Annotated in this window: 16 protein-coding genes; 5 read left to right on the plus strand and 11 right to left on the minus strand. The window is 66.2% G+C overall.

Annotated elements, in window-relative coordinates; all coding sequences use genetic code 11:
* Window positions 1–16 precede the first annotated feature (16 nt).
* From G6N57_RS11710 to G6N57_RS11720, 3 genes are all read right to left on the minus strand, one after another.
* A complete protein-coding gene (locus G6N57_RS11710) occupies window positions 17–2,131 on the minus strand; it encodes a hypothetical protein (protein ID WP_133118347.1) in 2,115 nt (704 codons plus the stop codon).
* Window positions 2,132–2,355: 224 nt separating this feature from the next.
* The gene (locus tag G6N57_RS11715) at window positions 2,356–2,817 is read right to left on the minus strand and encodes an SRPBCC family protein (RefSeq protein ID WP_077741906.1); all 462 of its coding nucleotides are present in this window, start codon (window positions 2,815–2,817) and stop codon (window positions 2,356–2,358) included.
* Between the two features lie 131 nt (window positions 2,818–2,948).
* On the minus strand, window positions 2,949–3,422 hold the full coding sequence (locus G6N57_RS11720; RefSeq protein ID WP_097926218.1) for a MarR family winged helix-turn-helix transcriptional regulator: 474 nt from the start codon (window positions 3,420–3,422) through the stop codon (window positions 2,949–2,951).
* Window positions 3,423–3,672: 250 nt separating this feature from the next.
* Here G6N57_RS11720 and G6N57_RS11725 point away from each other — a divergent pair, with 250 nt between their 5' ends.
* The 4 genes from G6N57_RS11725 to G6N57_RS11740 are packed head-to-tail and all read left to right on the plus strand — an operon-like array spanning window position 3,673 to window position 7,995.
* Window positions 3,673–4,167 (plus strand): MmpS family transport accessory protein, encoded by a 495-nt coding sequence (locus tag G6N57_RS11725; RefSeq protein ID WP_097926219.1) that lies wholly within the window; start codon window positions 3,673–3,675, stop codon window positions 4,165–4,167.
* 2 nt (window positions 4,168–4,169) lie between these two features.
* Window positions 4,170–7,004, plus strand: coding sequence for an MMPL/RND family transporter (locus tag G6N57_RS11730; RefSeq protein ID WP_174814557.1), 2,835 nt, complete (start codon window positions 4,170–4,172; stop codon window positions 7,002–7,004).
* A gap of 1 nt (window position 7,005) precedes the next feature.
* Window positions 7,006–7,425, plus strand: a complete 420-nt coding sequence (locus tag G6N57_RS11735; RefSeq protein WP_077740552.1) for a hypothetical protein — start codon at window positions 7,006–7,008, stop codon at window positions 7,423–7,425.
* A 60-nt stretch (window positions 7,426–7,485) separates the two neighbouring features.
* A complete protein-coding gene (locus G6N57_RS11740) occupies window positions 7,486–7,995 on the plus strand; it encodes a DinB family protein (protein WP_077740553.1) in 510 nt (169 codons plus the stop codon).
* A 6-nt stretch (window positions 7,996–8,001) separates the two neighbouring features.
* On the opposite strand, the gene hchA is transcribed toward G6N57_RS11740, so the two are convergent.
* The 8 genes from hchA to G6N57_RS11780 form a co-directional block, all read right to left on the minus strand.
* Entirely contained in the window at window positions 8,002–8,886 is an 885-nt protein-coding gene (gene hchA, locus G6N57_RS11745) for a glyoxalase III HchA (protein WP_077741910.1), read from the minus strand.
* Between the two features lie 70 nt (window positions 8,887–8,956).
* Complete coding sequence (locus G6N57_RS11750) at window positions 8,957–9,658, minus strand: anti-sigma factor (protein WP_097926220.1); 702 nt, start codon at window positions 9,656–9,658, stop codon at window positions 8,957–8,959.
* The gene (locus G6N57_RS11755) at window positions 9,655–10,236 is read right to left on the minus strand and encodes a sigma-70 family RNA polymerase sigma factor (RefSeq protein WP_165777783.1); all 582 of its coding nucleotides are present in this window, start codon (window positions 10,234–10,236) and stop codon (window positions 9,655–9,657) included. Before G6N57_RS11755 ends, G6N57_RS11750 begins: the two co-directional genes overlap by 4 nt.
* Before the next feature lie 2 nt (window positions 10,237–10,238).
* Window positions 10,239–11,006, minus strand: coding sequence for a DUF1295 domain-containing protein (locus G6N57_RS11760; RefSeq protein ID WP_077741912.1), 768 nt, complete (start codon window positions 11,004–11,006; stop codon window positions 10,239–10,241).
* Between the two features lie 8 nt (window positions 11,007–11,014).
* Window positions 11,015–12,283: a class I SAM-dependent methyltransferase gene (locus tag G6N57_RS11765; protein WP_097926221.1), complete on the minus strand. Its 1,269-nt coding sequence runs from the start codon at window positions 12,281–12,283 to the stop codon at window positions 11,015–11,017.
* The gene (locus G6N57_RS11770; protein WP_165777784.1) at window positions 12,280–13,017 is read right to left on the minus strand and encodes a DUF1365 domain-containing protein; all 738 of its coding nucleotides are present in this window, start codon (window positions 13,015–13,017) and stop codon (window positions 12,280–12,282) included. Before G6N57_RS11770 ends, G6N57_RS11765 begins: the two co-directional genes overlap by 4 nt.
* Complete coding sequence (locus G6N57_RS11775; protein ID WP_077740556.1) at window positions 13,011–14,312, minus strand: NAD(P)/FAD-dependent oxidoreductase; 1,302 nt, start codon at window positions 14,310–14,312, stop codon at window positions 13,011–13,013. The genes G6N57_RS11770 and G6N57_RS11775 overlap by 7 nt, the downstream gene beginning before the upstream one ends.
* Before the next feature lie 43 nt (window positions 14,313–14,355).
* Window positions 14,356–15,171: an LLM class F420-dependent oxidoreductase gene (locus G6N57_RS11780; protein ID WP_077740557.1), complete on the minus strand. Its 816-nt coding sequence runs from the start codon at window positions 15,169–15,171 to the stop codon at window positions 14,356–14,358.
* Between the two features lie 62 nt (window positions 15,172–15,233).
* Between G6N57_RS11780 and G6N57_RS11785 the strand changes: the two genes are divergently transcribed.
* The gene (locus G6N57_RS11785) at window positions 15,234–16,331 is read left to right on the plus strand and encodes a glutamate--cysteine ligase 2 (RefSeq protein WP_077740558.1); all 1,098 of its coding nucleotides are present in this window, start codon (window positions 15,234–15,236) and stop codon (window positions 16,329–16,331) included.
* Window positions 16,332–16,334 lie beyond the last annotated feature (3 nt).

Below are 16,334 nucleotides of genomic sequence, written 5' to 3' on the forward strand. Positions count from 1 at the left end.
CGTACGACGCCGGAGGTCAGCACATCGGGAATGAGGAGCACTTGGGCCCCTTGGTCTTCGGCTGTTCAGGGGCCTGACGCGGACCCTGATCAGATCGCGGAGCCTGGCGTTCCTGCGGTGCCTGCCGCTCGGGCTTCTGGCGAGCGGGTGCCTCGCGTTGGGGCGGCGCCTCACGCACAGGTGCCTGCTGAACAGGTGCCTGTTGGACAGGTGCCTCCCGGGCGGGCGGTTGCCAGACCGGAGCCTCAGGCGCAGGTGCCTGTGCCGGGGGTTCCGGTGCCGTGCGCTGCTGCCGGGGTGGCTCCTCCCGTACCGGCGCCTGCCGTGCCGGAGCCTCCTGGGCCGGCGCTTCCTGTGCAGGTGCGTCCTGCGCCGGTGCTTCACGAACCGGATTGTCTCGGCGGGGCGTTGAGTCCTCGCGGGGCGGTGTCACCTCAGGGCCGGACGGTCGGTCCGCTTTCGGGGCGTCCGGTGGGGTCACCGCCGGATCGGACGGGCTCTCCGGTCTCGGGTCGGCCTGCGGGTCTCGTGCGCGCTCCGGTTCGTCCGCCTTCGAGCGGTCAGGCTTCTGCCCAGCGGACCGGTCGGGATCTGTTTCCGGCGCCCCGTTGTCCGGCCTGGATTCCGGCTTCTCCCGAGTTTTGTCGACCGCCGGGGGAGTGTAGGCGGGCGCGGGCGGAACTTTGGGTTCGGTGAACTCGGGTGACACCTTGGAGGGCGGCGTCTTCGGCGCAGAAGCCGTCAATGCCGGTGGAACAACAGATGTTTCCTGGCTTTCGGCCGGTTTGGCAGGCCGGTCCTTCAAGGCCGACACCGACGGCGGACCGGTGAGCAGGGTCGGCCGAGGAGCGAGGTCCTTGGTGAAGTCCCTGGCGGATTTGTCCGCGAGGTCCTTCATCAGCGCTTGAGAGCTGCGCGTCGCCTTGTCGGTGGAGATGAACTGCGTCAGTGAGGTATTCAGGTTCACCACCGGGAGGGAGACGCGGACGTCCACCTTGATGGCCGGGTCGGGGAGGCGGGCCCAGTCGCGATTGCGCGGATTGTGCCAATCCCGGTTCCGGTTCCAGTCCCGGTACCGATCCGGGTTGAACCCGTGGTCCCGGTTCCACTGCGCGCGGCGGTACACCGGATTGTGGACGTGGAACTTCCACTGGAAGTACAGCCGGTACGGGTGGTGGCGGTCGTACCAGTCCCGCCTGCGCGGGTCACCGGGGTGGTCGCGGCGCTGGCCCCACTCATTCCAGCCATCGCGGTCCCAGCCGTGGCGGTCGTAGCCGGCCCAGTTGTAGCCGGCCCAGTTGTACCCCCAGCGGTCATAGCCCCACCGGTCGTACCCCCAGCGGTCGTAGCCCCAGCGGTCGTAGCCGAGGAAATCGAAGCCGTAGCGGTTGTAGCCGCCGAGGTCGTAGTTGTACCAGTCATTGGAGTTGTAGCCGTAGAGCTGTCCCCAGGACGGGTCGTAGTACCCCAGATAACCGAGGTTGGGAGTCAACGGAGGATCGACGGGCTGGGGCCAGCCGGCGGCGGGTTCGACGGGCACACCGGGTGGCGGTGGGATGAAATCGTTGTCACCCGAGCCCGCGTACCCCCAGGTCGGGGCAGATCCGCTCGTCAGCGTCGCGTCAGGCGCAGGTGGCGCCTCAGGTGGCGCCTCAGGTGGTGCGGGCAGCGCCACCAGCTGCTGCACCGAATCGGGTGTGTACTGCAGAAGTTGTTGTGTCAGTTGCAGATAGAGGTTCTGCAGGCTGGTGCGCTGCGGAGACGGGGACACGTAGTCCAGGCCCTGCTTGGCCTGATTCAGTGCCGTGCGCGCGTCGGTCAGCTGATCGGCTGTGGGCTGCTGCCCGCTGCCGAGGATGTCCTGCGCCTTCTTCAGGTCGTCGACGACGGCGGTCAGGGCAACGTCCTGCGTGTGGTCGGGGAAGACGGTCTCGGCGACGCCCCACAGTGCGCCTCCTGGGGAGGCCTCATGCGCGGCGCCGAGGAAGCCGGCGACGAGGACCACGACCAGTCCACCGGCGACAGCGGCTTTGCCTCGGCGGGACCGGGGGATGAGCCTGCGTCGCCGCGTCAGCGGCTCGGCGGGCCGCAGAGAACTCAAATCGACAGGCGGGGGGATGAGTGCAGTCATGCCGTTCTCCTCGATGATGACCGGTGCCTGGTCACATCACTCCCCGACCGCGTGATTCCCAGATGTAAGGGCGCCAAGGAGCGACCCCCTTATGTATGCATAAGCAATATTAAGCATAACTAAATGCCGCGCGGTGCCGCCACCGGGGCCGGCACTCTGGAGGAATTCTCATCGATCCACAGCGCGCGCAACTAGGACCGAAGCGCTCGTCGGGCTGACGCCGCCTACTGCCCCGAGCTCTCCACGACGGCCTTGATCCGTTCGAGCGTCGTGCGCATGTCGCGGACATTGCGGCGACGTCGGAGCTGGCCACCGAGAACCGAGAACACGGAGGTGAAGGCTCCCGGGGGCATCCGGAATGTCTCGGTGACGTCGGTCTCGGTGCCGGCGGGCGTCAATTGGTAGTGCCAGGTGTTGGCGGCTCGATCTCCCATCAACACAGAGAAACCGAACTCACGCCCGGGCTCGCAGGCCGTCACCTCGCAGGTGGTCCAGTACACGGGGCCGATCTCGTTGCGCTTGACGTGTCCGCGGAACCGGGCACCGAGTGCGGGCCCGGTGGCGCCGCCGAGCCACTCGGCTTCCAGCACCTCTGGCGAGAACTTGCCGGTGTTGCGCACGTCGGAGATGAGGTCCCAGATGCGGTCCGCCGGTGCAGACATCCGCACCGTGACCGAGCCTTCCATGCCCATGGCGTTCGCCTCCCGAGGATCGGCGTCAACGTAGCACCGATGCGGGCGAGGACTACGTGCTTTCCGGGGTTCGCCGCGACGGTCGCCGGTGTGATTGTCGACGTGTGAAGGTCTCGGGCGTCACCCTAAAGCGTGTCGGTGACGTCGGGGGTGTCTGCGATCTCGCGCATCTGATCGACCAGCCGGGCCGCGACTTGGGAGGCGAGCCACAGCGTTGTCTGGTCTTCCTCCGGCAATCCGGCCAACAGTTCGGCGATGCGTTGCTTACGGACGACGGCACGTTCCTCCCACAGGCGGCGGCCGCCCTCGCTGACCTTCACCAGGCAGGCGCGGCCATCGTCGGGATCGCTGCAGCGCTCCAGCAGCCCTTGGCTTTCCAGGCGTTGCACCAGCTGCGTCATGCCCGACTGGCTGGCACCCTCCGCCTCGGCGAGCGCGGTAACGCGCATGGGGCCCTCACGGTTGAGGCGGACCAGAACCAGTGTCGCGCTCGCGCTCAACTCCTTGCGGTCGGCGAGATGCCGCCACATCAGGTCGGCGCTCGCCACGAGCATCGCCGAAACCGCTTCCACGCTGCTGTCGGTGGGTGTGCTGGTCACAAATCATTTATATCACCAATGGGAACTAAATGAGGGCATTGCTTTACCGCGCGACATTGGATCGACGCGTGACCGCCCGGGGCGGCGGCGCGCCGGGCGATTCGCTTAATAGACTGTTGATTCAGGTAAGTAGCGATGCCACGTGCCGGTGTCACGCTTTGGGAAGCGCCTGTCAACATGCTGTGAATGTGGAGCGGTGCACTGCGGGCGTCTTGAGTATTGGTTCCTATATGCGATATATATTTCCGTCATGATCGGCGAGCAACCCGCGAGCGGGCGTGGCGATCGAGAACCCAACACAATCGGGCGCAGGCCGCGAAGCCCGACCATCCTGGAGAACGGATGGCTGCCGCTGGTCACCGTCGTCGCCCTCGGCGTGGGCGGGCTCGGGGTCTGGAAGGTGCATCAGATGTCCGAGCCGGGACCGGTGCCGTCGGTACTCGCCGCGCAGGCGCCCGAGCAGTTCACCCCCAAACAGCTCACCTATGAGTTGTTCGGGTCGGTCGGCGACGGCGGAATCTTGAGCTACGTGGACATCGACGGGCATCCGCACAAGGTCGACCTCACCGAACTGCCGTGGACGCATACCGAGACGACGACGTTGACGGTTGTGTCCGGCAGCATGTCGGCACAGGTCAACGGAGGTCAGGTGGGGTGCCGGATGTTGGTCAACGGCGTTGTGCGCGACGAACAATCGTCCACCCATACCGAAGCCGACGTCACCTGCCGGGTGAAGTCCGCGTGAGCATGCATCGGGCCGGCCGGCCCTTCGTCGCGCGGTCCGTGCGCGTTCTTGCCGTGCCCATCATCGTGTTCTGGGCGCTGCTGGCTGTCGCGACGAACACGTTCATCCCGCAGGTCGAACGGGTCGCCGAGGAACTCGCCGGGTCGATGATCCCGAGCTACGCACCGTCGCAGGTGGCGATGCTGCGCATCGGCGAGAAGTTCCAGGAGTCCACCTCCACCAGCCTGACCATGCTGGTGTTCGAAGCCGACCGGCCGCTCGACGACGGCGACCACCGCTACTACGACGATCTGATGAATCGGCTCAAGCAGGATCCCGAACACGTGCAGTACGTGATGGATCTGTGGGGTAAGCCCATCACGGCGGCCGGTGCCCAAAGTGTGGACGGCAAGGCGACTTTCGTGCTGTTGCGGCTCGCCGGAAACATCGGGCAGCTCCAGGCGAACGAGTCCGTCAACGCGGTACGGGACATCATCGCCGACGACACCCCGCCTCCCGGGCTCAAGGTCTACGTCAGCGGGGCGGCACCGTTGGCCGCGGACACCCTGACGATCGCCAACTCCAGCCTCAACAACATCACGATCCTGACGATCATCCTCATCGTGATCATGCTGCTGGTGGTCTACCGCTCGGTTCCCAACCTGCTGGTGCCGCTGGTCAGTGTGCTGATCGAAATGCTTGTCGCCAAAGGCGTCATCGCGACGCTGGGGCACTTCGGGATCATCCCGTTGTCGTCGTTCGCGGTGAACATCGTCGTGGCGCTGACGCTGGGGGCAGGCACTGACTACGGCATCTTCCTACTGGGCCGCTATCAGGAGGCCAGGCAGGACGGCGAAAGCCGTGAAGACGCGTACTACACCGCTTATCGCAGTGTCGCCCCCATCATCATCGGCTCGGGTCTGACGATCGCCGGCGCATGTTATTGCCTGAGCCTGGCCCGGCTGGACTACTTCCACACCATGGGACCGGCGGTCGCCATCAGCATGCTGTTCACCATCGCCGCCGCGCTGACGCTCGCGCCGGCGATACTCACCCTGGGCAGTCTCTTCGGTCTGTTCGATCCGAGGAGGGTGGCCAAGGGGCATCTGTACCGACGGATCGCCACCAGTGTGGTGCGCTGGCCCAAACCCGTCTTCGTGGCAAGCACGGCCATCGTGATGATCGGAGCGGTCTTCGTCCCGACCTATCGGGTCAGCTACGACGATCGTGCCTACCAACCGTCCGATGGCGCAGCCAATCTCGGCTTCGCAGCCTCCGATCGGCACTTCTCGCAGAGCAAACTGTTCAGTGAGATGCTGATGGTCGAGAGCGACCACGACATGCGCAACTCGGCCGACTTCATCTCGCTGGACCGGGTGGCCAAGAGCCTGATCCGGCTTCCCGGTGTCGCCATGGTGCAGAGCATCACCCGGCCGCTGGGGCGGCCGTTGGAGCACGCCACGATTCCGTACCTGTTCACCACCCAGGGCAGTGGCAGCGGTCAGCAGCTGCCGTTCAACGAGCAGCAGAACCAGAACACCGACAAGCAGGCCGAGATTCAGGCACGTTCGGTCGAGGTGCTGCAGAAGGTGATCGGGCTGACCCAGCAGATGGCCGACGAACTGCATTCGACCGTACTCACCTTGGAGAACCTCAAGCAGGTCACCGATGACATGAACGCCGGGATCTCGAATCTCGACGACTTTCTGCGGCCATTGAAGAACTATTTCTATTGGGAGCCACACTGTTTCGACATCCCAGCCTGCTGGGCCATGCGATCACTGTTCGACTCCCTAGACGGGATCGACAGCCTCGATGCGCAGATCGCTGATGCGGTTACGTCTTTCGAGGCCATCGACCGGCTGCTGCCGCAGATGATCTCGCAGTTGGAGCGGATGATGGCCGACAGCCGGTCCCTGCTGGGTGTGATCACCAACAACTACGGCCCGGCTCATCTGCAGACCACACAGACCGATCAGACGTACTACGACCTGATCAACGTCGGTAACGACTTCGACCAGTCCCGCAGTGACGACTTCTTCTACATCCCGAGGGAGGCATTCGACAACGAGGACGTCAAGACCGGCATGCAGTTGATGATGTCGCCGGATGGAAAGGCCGCCCGGTTCATCGTCACCCACGAGGGCAATGCCATGGGGCCGGAAGGAATCGACCACGTCGAACAGTTCCCGGAGGCGATCAAGGCCGCGCTCAAGGAGACCTCGCTCGCCGGTTCGAAGATCTATATCGGGGGCGCCGGCTCGAACAACAAGGACATCAAGGCCTATGCGGCCTCCGATCTGCTGATCGTGGCGATCGCCGCGTTCGTCCTGATCTTCCTGATCATGCTGTATCTGACCCGGAGCCTGGTTGCCGCCCTGGTCATTCCCGGCACGGTGGCGTTCTCGTACGCGGGAGCGTTCGGACTGTCAATCCTGGTGTGGCAGCACATCATCGGCCTCCACCTGCACTGGCTGGTGCTGCCGCTGACCTTCATCATCCTGGTCGCGGTCGGCTCCGACTACAACTTGCTGCTGATCTCCCGCGTGAAGGAGGAGTCGGGCGCCGGTTTGAACACCGGGCTGATCCGCGCGCTGGGCAGCACCGGTGGCGTGGTGACATCGGCCGGGCTGGTGTTCGCGTTCACGATGCTGGCCATGTTGATCAGCGATCTACGCACCATCGGTCAGGTGGGTTCGACGGTGTGTATCGGTCTGCTGCTGGACACGCTGATCGTGCGCTCGTTCGTCGTGCCGTGCCTGTTGCGCTTCCTCGGGCCGTGGTTCTGGTGGCCGACCTTCATCCGGCAGCGCCCCTTGCGACAGCGGTCGCCGCAACGACAGCGACAGGAGGCATGACATGACGACGTCGACGCTGTTCGGCATCCTGTCGATCGTCTCCTTCGTACTGATCTGGGTGTTCGCCGTCGTCGCGTTCATGTTCACGAGGCGGATGCGGGGGCACTCACACGTCACGTCGGAACTCGGCATCGGCACCCTGCCTGCGACGCTGCGCAAGGTCCGCCGGCGCGAGCCCCTCTCGGACGACGAACTGAGCCTCGCGCGGCAGGTGCTCTCCGACCGCGGCAGCGTCTTTGCGCTCGCGGTTCCGGCCACCCTGTTCTGTATCGGATGCTTCTACGTCTTCGGCAGCCTCGAGCAGCTGCACGGGCACACCCCGTCGGAGCGCACGTTCCTCGGCGTCTTCCCGATGCTCACCTCGACCAACATGGCGGTCCAGATACTCCGCAGCGCACGGCTGAAGCGGCGGCTCCCGTAACCGAGTCATCCGGCGTCGGCGATTCGGCGATGTCCGGGTGCGCTGGCAACATCACGGAGCATGACGTCGAACCAGCGGCCGATGCCGCCCATGAATGCCGACGAGCGCACGACACTGGAGGGCTGGCTCGACTTCTACCGCGCCACGTTGGGCCTGAAATGCGAGGGCCTGACTGACGAGCAGCTGCGCTCGGCGTCGGTGCCACCGTCGGAGTTGACCTTGCTGGGCCTGGTGCAGCACGCGGCAGAAGTGGAACGAAACTGGTTCCGCAGAGTGCTCAAAGGTGAAGACGCGCCACCGATCTTCGGTCCTCGGAATCCCGACGGCCACGACGGCGGCTTCGAGGTGACCGCGCACTCGTCATTCCGGGTCGCCGCGCAGACCTGGCAGGACGAGGTGGCGCAGGCGCGGATCAACTGTGCGGCGCACGGGCTCGACGACACGGTCGCGTTCATGGGCGGTGCGGTCAGCTTGCGCTGGATCTACACGCACATGATCGCCGAGTACGCGCGCCATTGCGGGCACGCGGACCTGATCCGCGAACGCGTCGACGGGCGGGTGGGCGTCTGAGACCGATCAGGAATTGGATGCCGTCCCTAGTGCGTCGAGCAGGCAGTTGACGGCAAGCTTGCCCAGCGCATCGGAGGCCAGTGGGCTGTCGCCGGTGAGCAGCCGGCGGTCTTGATGCACGGTGCCGGCCATCTCGTCGTTGACGACGGTGAGCCCTTGCTTGGTCAGCAGGTCGGCGACGAGCCACTGCAGCCGCCCGGGCAGATATCCGATGTCGATGTTGGGGCCCTCGTCGAGCGAGTCGGGGAACACGCAGACCGAATACCCGGCCAACGGTGACCGGGGTTTGCCGAGGCCGGCGGCCAGCAGGGCCGCCGGACCATGGCACAGCGTGATGATGAACCGGCCGTGGTCCAGAGCCCAGTTCAAGGTCTGGCCTACCGCTGTGCTGCCGGGCAGCCCGACGACGGCGCCGTGTCCGCCGGGGATGAACACCGCCAGATAGTCGGAACCCGGTTTGAGATCGGCGACCACCTCCGACAGCTTGCGGGGTTGCTTGAGCTTGGGTTTGAGCGTCTCGTAGGTCGACAGCACGGCGTCGTCCTCGTGGGGCATGGCCCACAGCTCCAGTTTGGCCGGGTACCCGGAGATGGTCGCGACGTCGACGTCGAATCCGGTCTGCATCAGATGGTGCAGCGGCAGCAGCATCTCCACCGGGTGGTTACCGGTGGAGAACATCTTTCCGTTCTGGCACAACACATATCGCTCTTCAGCGGCGATCATCAGCACCTTCCACCGGCCCTCGGTGTAGGCGCCCGGGTGTTCGACGCCGGCGAAGTCGGTCTTCGGTGCGGTGTACTGACTCAACGAGTAGGGCGACGGGAAGTAGGCGTTGTCCTCGGCCTCATCGGGCGTGGGCACCTTGCTGAGGTCGTCTGTGTCGTGTGACATCTCGTTCACCACTTCCTTTGGTTCGTGCGGTGAGGTCAGTGATACCCGGCGTTGAGCCACCTCATGCGTGTCACCGCAATGGCAGCTCGGCGAATATCGGCGTGGTTGGTGTGGTCGAGCCGGCGCCCGGCTCGACAGTGAAGGCCAACGCCGATGCGTCGCCGAGATCCGGTAGCACCGCCGTGGTCGACGGCGCGACTGCGGCGGAGTCCATGGTGCCCGCCGACGTCGCTGCGCCCTCGCGCAGCAGCCACATCTGATAGACGGTGCCGGTTTGCGGCGGCGTGACACCGTTCATCACCAGCACGCCGGCGTTGCGCTCGCGAGAGAACACCACGGTCGCGGTGCCGCCGGTTGGTATGGCCCCTGACACGGTTCGCACGTCGGGGGCGGCGAAGATCTGCTCGGCCGTCGTCGCCGGGGGGCGCGGGCTGAGCGCGATACCGATGCCGACGCCGGCGAGGGCGACGACGACGGCTGCCGCGGCCGCCAGCGCCGCGTTTCGCCAGCGCGCCCTCGGCCGCAGCTCGGGAACCGAGACCGCTGCCAGCAGCTGCTCGCGCAGATGCGCCGGTGGCTCAAGGGCGGTGGATCCCGCCAGCCGGGCCATGGTCTCCCGCGCGTCCCGCACCTCGGCTCGGAATTGCGCCGCGACCTCGGGAGCAGCGACTGCCAGACGCCGCTCGAGGTCGGCGCGCTCACTGTCGGACACCGCGTGCAGCGCGTACGGCGTCGCCAGATCGAGAAGTTCGGAGTCAAGTGGCTCGGTCATGCGGCCCCCAGACAATCGCGTAGGCCGCGGAGGGCGTCGCGCATCCGCGATTTGATGGTGGCGAGGTTGGCTGCCAGCCGTTGCGAGACCTGGCTATAGGTCAATCCGTCGTAGTAGGCGAGGTGGATGCACTCGCGTTGGGCATCGGTCAGCGTGGACAGGCATTCGGCCACCCGGCGCTGTTCATCCTGGGTGATCACCGAGTCGGCGACCTGATCGGCGGGCAACTCCACGCTGGACGCCCCGTAGCGCGATTCGCGCTGGCTGGCGGCTTGTTCGGCACGCACCCTGTCCACTGCCCGCCGGTGTGCGAGCGTCATCAGCCACGCCGTCGGGGATCCGGCTGCCGGGTCGTAGCTGTCTGCGGTGCGCCACACCTGGAGGTAGATGTCCTGGGTGGTTTCCTCGCTGTATCCCGGGTCCCGCAGAACCCGGATGACCAGGCCGAACACCCTGGACCGCGTATGGTCGTACAGTTCGGCGAAGGCGTCGACGTCGCGTCGGGCCACCCGCCGCAGCAACGCGTCGAGTTCGGCGGTCACCCACAGCAGCCTAGCCACCGGGGCCTGCGCCGTCATGCTTATCCACATCTCGGCGGAATGGGTATGAAAAATGAAGTGCGCGAGCAGTATTCGTCAAAGCCGGGCCGGCCTGCCATATGCTTCTCGGTCAGTCGGGCGCCGGTCGCGTACACCAGGAAGTACGTCATGAGTACCGGGGAGAGCACCGTCATGAGTGACTGCCAGGTGCAGATGGTCACCAGCCACAGTCCCCACCACACGCAGCTGTCGCCGAAGTAGTTGGGATGGCGGGTCCAGGACCACAATCCGCGGTCCATGATCGCGCCATGGTGGGAGGGATCGGTTTTGAACCGTCGCAGCTGATGGTCGCCGACCGCCTCGAATGCCAGCCCGACGGCCCAGATCAGTACGCCCACAACCAGGACCGGTCGCACGACGGCTGGGGTCGGCCCCAATGTCGAGGACAGCTGCACCGGCAGCGAGATGAACCAGGTTGCCGCTCCTTGGATCACGAACACCTTGCGCAGCACGTGACCGGCCGAGTAGTTGCCATCCAGTAGCTCCCGATAGCGGGGGTCTTCCCCCTTGCCCGCGGACTTGACCACCATGTGCCAGGACAGGCGGCCTGCCCAGAGCGTGATGAGCACCAACAGCAGGATGCGCCGGCCGGGGTCGCCGGATCCGAGTACGGCGCTGACGGCGGCGACCACGATGAACCCGATGCCCCAGGCCACGTCGACGACGTTGTACCGCCCGAGCGCTCGGCCGATCACGAACGTCGCCCCGTGCACGACAGCGATGGCGGCCAGCGAAACCACGGTGACGATGAACAGGTTCACCGGTGTCCTCCTGTCGGGGCGAATGTCCACTGGTATACGTCGAGATAGCCTGAGGTGAAGCCCGCTTCGGAGTACGCCAGGTACAGCTCCCACATGCGCGCGAACACTTCGTCGAAACCGAGCCCGGTCACTGCGTCACGGCGGGAGACGAAACGTTCCCGCCACAGTCGCAGGGTCTCGGCATAGTGCGGCCGCAGCGACATCATGTCGACGGTGCGCAGCCGGGTATGCCGTTCGGTGAGGCCGATGATCGCTTCGGTCGACGGGAGCAACCCGCCGGGGAAGATGTACTTCTGGATCCAGGTGTGCGTGCCGCGTGAGGCCAGCATGCGGTCGTGCGGCATGGTGATCGCCTGGATCGCGACTCGCCCTCCGGGGATGACGAGCCGGTCCAGCGCTCGAAAATAGGTGGGCCAGAATTGATATCCCACGGCTTCGACCATCTCGACCGACACCACTGCGTCGTAGCAGCCGTCGGCGTCGCGGTAGTCCAGCAGGTCGACACGGACCCGGTCTGCCAGGCCGGCCGCCGCCACTCGCTGCCGGGCCAGCCGTTGTTGCTCGGCCGACAGGGTGATCGAACGGACTTCGGCGCCGCGCTCGGCGGCCTGGATGCAGAGTTGACCCCAGCCGGTACCGATCTCCAGTACTCGGCTGCCGGGACCCACGCCCGCGGCGTCGAGCAGGCGGTCGATCTTCCGGCGCTGAGCCTCGGCCAGTCCGGCTGCCGTCCCGGGGAGTTGCGGGAACAGCGCGCTGGAGTACGTCATCGTCTCGTCGAGAAACTCCGAGAACAGCTCGTTCGACAGGTCGTAGTGCGCCGCGATGTTCCGCCGGGACTGAGCGGGGTCGTTGTGCGCCGAGCGTGGTGACCGAGGCAGTGTCACGGTCCGGAACCGTTGTAGCGCAGCAGGAACCAGTTCACCCATGGATCTGCCGAATTCGGTGAGCAACCCCACGAGATCATCGGAATGCCACTCACCGGCCATATAGGACTCGCCGAATCCGATCAGGCCGTGGCAGCCGATCCGCCGGGCCAGGGCCTCCGGACTCTCGATGACCATGGTGGGTAGTGTCGGATCGGCCGCGCCGATCACGGTCCGGTCAGGAAACGCCAGGCGGACCGGCAATGTCGCGGCGGCTCGGCGCAGCAGTCGGTCGGCCACCGCACCGGAGATCGCGGCTACCGGGCCACGTGGTGGGTGTGCCACGTCTGGCCAGCGAGTGGGGTCGACGGCGGGGGACGTTCCGGTCCGGGTGTTCACAGTAACCTTCCTCGGTTCTCGGTAACGGACTCTTCGGCGGGGCGGGGAACGACCGGCACTCGGCGCAGCCACAACGTGATTCCCTCGATCCGGATGGCGAGGGCTCCGGCCAGCGGCGCCAGCGGCGCGGTCAATTGCAGTCGCAGAACTTCCCAGATGGTCGCCGGCCTGCGATCACCGCGCAGGGTGGCAACGAAGGGCGGATGTCCTTGGCGGTGCAGCGAAACGGTCACGGCAACGTGTTCGCCGGGTTTGGGAGCCCGCACCTGGTAGTAGCCTTCGACGGCATTGAACGGTGAGACGTACATGCGCTTGGGCACCCGCGCGGGTTGCCCGGCGGGAAGCAGATAAGCGTGCCGTCGGCCGTAGGTGTTGTGGACTTCGGCGATCACGTATCGCAGTGCGCCGGCGGCATCGTGGCACCAGTACAGGCTCAGCGGATTGAACACATACCCGAGCACCCGCGCCTGGAGCAACGCGGTCACCCGACCGCCGGCGAGATCCACGTCGTGCGACCACAAGAATGTGTCGACACGTTGGCGCAGTGAGTCTTTCGGTCCGCCCGCGAAATGGTCGTCCGCCTCGAATCGGGCAAACGCCCGCAGCCAGCGCGGCAACTGCGGTAGCCGGTCGAGGTCCACGTACCAGCAGTAACCGCGGTAGCTGAAGCGATGGTGCACGGGGGCGCGGCGGACGTGGGTGATCCTGGTCCGGTACAGCGCAGGGGTCAGCACGACAGCGGCTCCACAACGGTGCCGCCGGCCCACCGGGCGCCGAGCCGTTCCGCGGCCGCCAATCCCGATGCGGCGCCGTCCTCATGGAATCCCCAGCCGTGGTAGGCCCCGGCGAAGGCTATCCGGTCGTCGTTGAGGTGAGGCAGGAGTTGTTGGGCGGCTAACGATTCGGTGGTGTAGGTGGGATGGGCGTAGACCATCTCGGCCACGACCTTCGCGGGGTCCACTCGATGGGTGCCGCCCAGGGTCACCAGGTAACGCCGAGTGCCACTCAGCCTCATCAGCCTCGTGATGTCGTAGCTGACGGTGACGGCCTGATCAACGGGGTCGATCAGGTAGTTCCACGAAGCACGTGCCCTCGGTAGGCGTGGCAGCACCGACGCGTCGGTGTGCAACTGAGCCTGGTTGAGGCTGTAGGGGATGGCCCCGAGGATGCGACGTTCGTTCTCGCTGGGGTGGTCGAGCATCAGCAGCGCCTGGTTCGGATGGGTAGCGATGACGGCGGCATCGAACCGCCGCGGCTGCTGCCCGTCGACGGTGATCAGCACGCCGTCTGCGCATCGCCGCACCGATCGCACGTGAGCGCCGGTGATCGCCTCGGGCAGCCGGGACACGATGGCGTCGACATAGTTGGCCGACCCGCCCACCACCGTGCGCCAGGTCGGAGAGCCGAACACCGACAGCATCCCGTGGTGCTGCAGGAAGACGAACAGGTACCGGGCCGGGTAGCGCAGTGCCTCACCCGGCGGGCATGACCACACGGCGGCGACCAACGGCGTCATGAATCGGTCGGTGAAATACCGGGAGAACCCATGCCGGTGCAGGAACTCGTCGAGGGTCAGCTCGTCTCCGGCAGCCTCACGTCGCAGCAATTGCGTTGCCAGCCGGTGAAATCGGGTGATCTCGCCCAGCATCAGCAGATAGCGCGGCCGGCCCGCATTGGACCAGCTGGGAAACAACCCGCCCAGGCCGCGCGCCCCGGCGTACTCCAGACCGGTGCCGTCGTCTCGTACGGACATCGACATGTCGGTGTCCTGCGTACGGATCCCGAGTTCGTCGAACAGCCGACACAGGGTCGGATACGTGCGGTCATTGTGCACCAGGAAAGCCGTGTCGAGCGCGACGGTGTGACCGTCCTCGACGACGTGCTGCGTATGGGCATGCCCGCCGAAGCGGGTGTCGGCTTCGAGCAGGGTGACGCGGTCACGGGCCGACAGGACATGTGCGGCCGTCAGACCCGCGACACCGCTGCCTATCACCGCAACGGCACGCCCGCCGGGATGAATATGTTCCACACCCGGTATTCGGAGTCGGTCCCGGCCCGGATGGGAAGAACTTTTATCGGAGTTCGGCGATCACCTTTCCGAACGCCTCAGCGTGGGCGATCTGCACGATGATGTAGGTGATGCCGTATTTGGCGCGCAGGCCCCGAATGTGGTCGGCCATGGCACTGACCGAACCCGAGAGCACTCCGGGATGGCGCAGCAGCTCTTCGTCGGTGAGCCCTGGCAGAAAATGGCGGGGGACGTTGAGGATGGGCATCTCGGTGCCAGGCGCGGGCATCGCGGTGATGGCGATGTTGAGCTCCAGGTCGTCGAATCGGTCTCCGGAAGCGTTGCGCAGGAACTCAATTCGGTTGGCCAGCGGGTCGCCGTCGACGTGATCGCCCCCGGTGAGGCCGATGATGTCGGCGGTCTGCGCGGCCAGGGTCAGCAGCCGGTCCCCGTTGCCCGCGATGAGGATGGGGATGTCGGGTGCATGCTCGCGCAGATACTCGGTGGTGTGGCGCAGATAGTCGATACGGTCGCGTGCGCTGGGGAACGGCAGTTCGGCGGCCTCGAACTCCTCGCGCACATAGCCGGCGCCGAGGCCGAGGTCGAAGCGTCCGCCGGACAGGTCCCGCAGGGCGGTGGCGTCGCGGGCCAGCAATGCCGGCTTGTAGAAGCCGGCATTGAGCACGAACGTGCCGACGCGCAACGTGCTGGTCGCTGCGGCAACCGCCGTCAGGGTCGGGAACGGGGCGGGCGCACCGAGATGATCGGGCACGTTGAGCACGTCGAACCCGAGGTCCTCGGCACGCCGCGCCTCGTCGGCGATCTGCGACTGGGATCCGGTGGCTCGCAGGCTGACGCCAAAGCGGAAATCGTTGGGCATCACCCGATCTTAGGCACGACGCCTGCAGGTTTGGGGGCGTCTACGGTGGGCAATTCTGAGCCGTGACGAGTCACCCGACGGTGGGCGTGGAAGAGGAGTTCCTGCTCATCGACCCACAGAGCGGCGAGCCGGTCGCCTGTAACAAACAGGTCGCCGCGAGCGCCGCCGCGCACGGGGTCGACCTGCAACTGGAGCTGACCAGCTGCCAGGTCGAAACCACGACCGATGTGATGGACTCCAGCAGTGCGTTGCGTTGCGAACTGAACCGGTTGCGGCGGATCGCCACCGAGGCGGCCGCGGCCAACGGGGCGCAACTGCTGGCTGTCGGGCTGCCGCCGACCGTGCCGCACAAATTCCCGGTGACGCCGACCGCGCGCTACCGCAGGATCGCTCACCGGTTCGGCATGATCGCCCACGAGCAGGGCATCTGTGGCTGCCACGTCCATGTCGCGGTGCCCGATCGCGAGGCTGCGATTCACGTCAGCAACTGGCTGCGGCCGTGGCTGCATGTGTTGTTGGCGCTGACCGCCAACTCGGCGATCTACCGCAACACCGACAGCGGCTACGCCAGCTTCCGCAGCGTGCTGTGGTCGCGGTGGCCGAGCTCGGGGCCTCCGCCGCATTTCGATTCGGCCGCACAGTACGACGCCGCCGTCGCCATGCTGGAGCGGGCCGGCGCCGCGCTGGATGACGGCATGATCTATTGGGATGTCCGGCCGTCGGCGAATTTTCCGACGGTGGAAGTGCGGGTGTGCGACGTACCGGCGACGGTCGCCGAAACGGTGCTTGCCGCCACGCTGATCCGCGCCGGGGTGATGACGGCGCTGCGTGGGTACGCCGAAGGCGAATCGGTTCCGCGTCTGGCGGACAGCCAGATCCGTGCAGCGCACTGGAAGGCCGCTCACGACGGCCTGAACGGCGACGGTATCGATCTGCTGGGGGACCAGTCGACGGTCCCGGCGCGGGACCTGCTCGACCGATTCGTCGAAACGGTGCGGCCGGCCCTGGTGCAGTTGGGCGACTACGAGATGGTCCGCGGTGAAATTGCCCGCGTTGCGGCCGAGGGCAACGGCGCGATGCGGCAACGCGAGGCCTGGCGTCGGCGCAGTGAGATCACCGACGTGATAGGCGAATTGGCGGCCGCGGTGACCAGCGACTAGTGC

It is taken from the genome of Mycolicibacterium boenickei (assembly GCF_010731295.1).
Classification (GTDB): Bacteria; Actinomycetota; Actinomycetes; order Mycobacteriales; family Mycobacteriaceae; genus Mycobacterium; species Mycobacterium boenickei.